The sequence below is a fragment of the Mycobacterium hubeiense genome (assembly GCF_002838065.1).
Taxonomy (GTDB): domain Bacteria; phylum Actinomycetota; class Actinomycetes; order Mycobacteriales; family Mycobacteriaceae; genus Mycobacterium; species Mycobacterium hubeiense.
The window spans coordinates 1-2,483 of sequence record NZ_PIZU01000097.1 but is presented as its reverse complement, the minus strand read 5'-3'; the positions used below and the strand labels follow the sequence as shown (position 1 = coordinate 2,483).

Genomic DNA, 2,483 nt, shown 5'->3' with positions numbered 1-2,483 from the left:
CCGTCACCCAAGTTCCACGAGACTCGGGACATGCTCTGCGGTAAGGCTGTAATCGATCATTCCGACTCAAAACCCGACTGGTCGAACTTCAAGGTCTTTGCGTTCTCGGACAGCGTCCGAATCTTGTTCTCGTCGAATCCATTTGCGTCAACGGCCTCGATCTCGATCTTGACGACGAGGTCGATGCCCTGCTCCCGCAGGTTAGCGATGATCTCATCGGCGACGTTTTTGAAGTCGAGCGCGATCTTGTCCGAACTGAGGGTCTTCACCCCGTAGAAGCGCGTCTTCGATGGGGGGAATGCGACATCTACCTTGGAGGAATCAGCGGGGATACCAGGCTTGGTCTCCTGCTGCGGAGCATCGGACGGCTCGGCGGACGGCGTCTCCTCGTCACGTTGTTTTACGGCTACGTCGGGGCGTACCAGTAGAAGTCCGTCGGTGGGCGACGGCGCGGCGTTTGTGTCGGTCGGAATCCACAGCCCGATGTACCGGCCGGTGGCCTCGTCGATGCCTGTGGCAAGTGCGAAGGCATCGGTCTGCCAGATCATCGGCAGATCGAGTACCCCGTCCTGCAGCACCTTTCGGTCACGCAAGCGCGGCATGTACGGGTACTGGCAGTACAGCGACCACAACGCACCGAGCGTGACGTGCCCGCCGTTCCAGATTTGCGGCACCTTATTGATGGCGAGTCGGACATTGACGGCAGCCTGACGGATGGACAGGTCACCGTCGTTGCCGAGGCGGCGCGAAACCCGCTCCGCCAACGATTCGGACTGTCCTTCCACCTTGGTCTCGCGGACGATGAACGGAGCGCCTGCATCAGGTTGCGCCGGAACCAGGGCCCAGGTGAAGGTCTGCAGCAGCCGGGAGATGACGGTTTGGTCTGCTTGCGACTGCCGTTGGGTGGCCTGGTTCTTTTGATTCTGAGTGAGGTCCAGGTCGGCCTCGTTTGCCAAGACGTGCGTCCAACCCAGATAGTCGCGGGTGGCGTTGTCGAGTTCTTCGAGTCGGGCTTCGTCTGCGGCGAGGTACACCAGCATGTTGCGGTTGGCGCGGTTGGCGGTGCCGCGCTGCTCGGTGGACTGTCGCGCGAATTCCTTGGCTAAGGACTCGGTTCCGCGCTTGTGAGCGACTTTCGGGTGCAGGATCACCAGGCGTGCTTCGTCTGTGTCGGGGATGTCCGCGTTCGTTTCGGGGCAGATGTGGACTCCGGCGAAGTCGCCTCGTGTGCGGGCCTGGGCCTGTAGGCGGCGGACGATCTCGGCCCACACATCCTCTTTATGCAGGCGCTCGGCCTGGTCCTTGGCGGTGCGGGTGATGTTGGCCTGTAGGTCGTACCAGTACTTGCCGGAACCGGAGTAGAAGTAGGTGGCCCGATCGCCGAGTTGGGTGAGCGCGGAGTGGAAGTTGCCGGGCACATCGCCGGGCACGGCGGTGCCCAAGAACACCCGCTGGGTTTCGAGGCCCTTGTGGGCCGAGCCGATGGTCGGCGCGGCGCCGAAGAATACGGTGCGGGCTAGGCGCTTGGTCAGCGAGCGCTGACCAAACAGCGGCTTGTCCTTATCGATGCGTGCGGGTTCGGAGGTTGGGCCGTCGACGTCGGCGTCGATGATCGCCTTCCACGAATCCTGAAGGTATTGCGTGAGTTCAGAATTGACGTTGGCGGTCGCCAGTGGGACCGAGCCTGGCATGATCAGCGGTGAGGCGTCTTCACCGGTCCATAGGGCGTGGATCACCGTACTCATCAGGCGCAGCACGCCGCGGGTGCGTTGGAACCGTTCCAGGGACGACCATTCTTCGTACAGTCGGTCGAACAGTTCGGGGTGAATGGGGTAGGTCCGCTTGATCCGGTCTTCGTAGGCGCCGTCGCGGGCTTCGCGGGGAAAGTCGTCGCTGTACTTGCGATACATCTCGACGTAGCCGCGCGCGGTTGCACTGATCGACGCGAGGGCCGCCGCATCGGGTTGTTTGAATAGCCGCTGCCGCACGATCTGGTAAGCCTCGACCGATGAAGCCGGTCGCCATTGGTCGGCGACGCGACGCACGACGTTCTGCAACCGCTTGAGCGCCTCCAGGCCGTGGGCACCACCAACTTCCTCAGCGTTACCGGCGGCGATCTTGTCGGGGGCGTCTCCGGTCTCGGAGGCGGGAATCGAGATCACCAGCAGCACACCTGAAGTGCCCTTGGCAGCCTCGGTCAGCGACTGCGCGAAGGTGAATTGGTCGTCAAAGGTGCCGCCAGCAAGGTCGTCACGGCCAACGAGCGAGCGTGCGTAGGCCACCCATTCGTCGATCAGGATGACGGCAGGGGAGTGCTTCTGCAGCAGGTCGTGCAACGCCTCGCCGGGGGTGGTTCGTTCGGCGTCGGCCTTGGCAACCAGTTCGTAGGCTTCGGGCCCGCCAAGTTGCCAGGCCAGCTCGCCCCACAGGGTGTTGATGTGCGTGCCGTCGTCCTTGGTTTCACCGGCGGGGCTGAAGTGAGG

Annotated in this window: 1 protein-coding gene; it reads right to left on the bottom strand. The window is 63.0% G+C overall.

Going from position 1 to position 2,483, the window contains the following annotated elements; genetic code table 11:
* Positions 1–56: 56 nt before the first annotated feature.
* The coding region (locus CWS39_RS28060) for an ATP-binding protein (RefSeq protein ID WP_233213750.1) at positions 57–2,483 on the bottom strand (2,427 nt) is incomplete at its 5' end.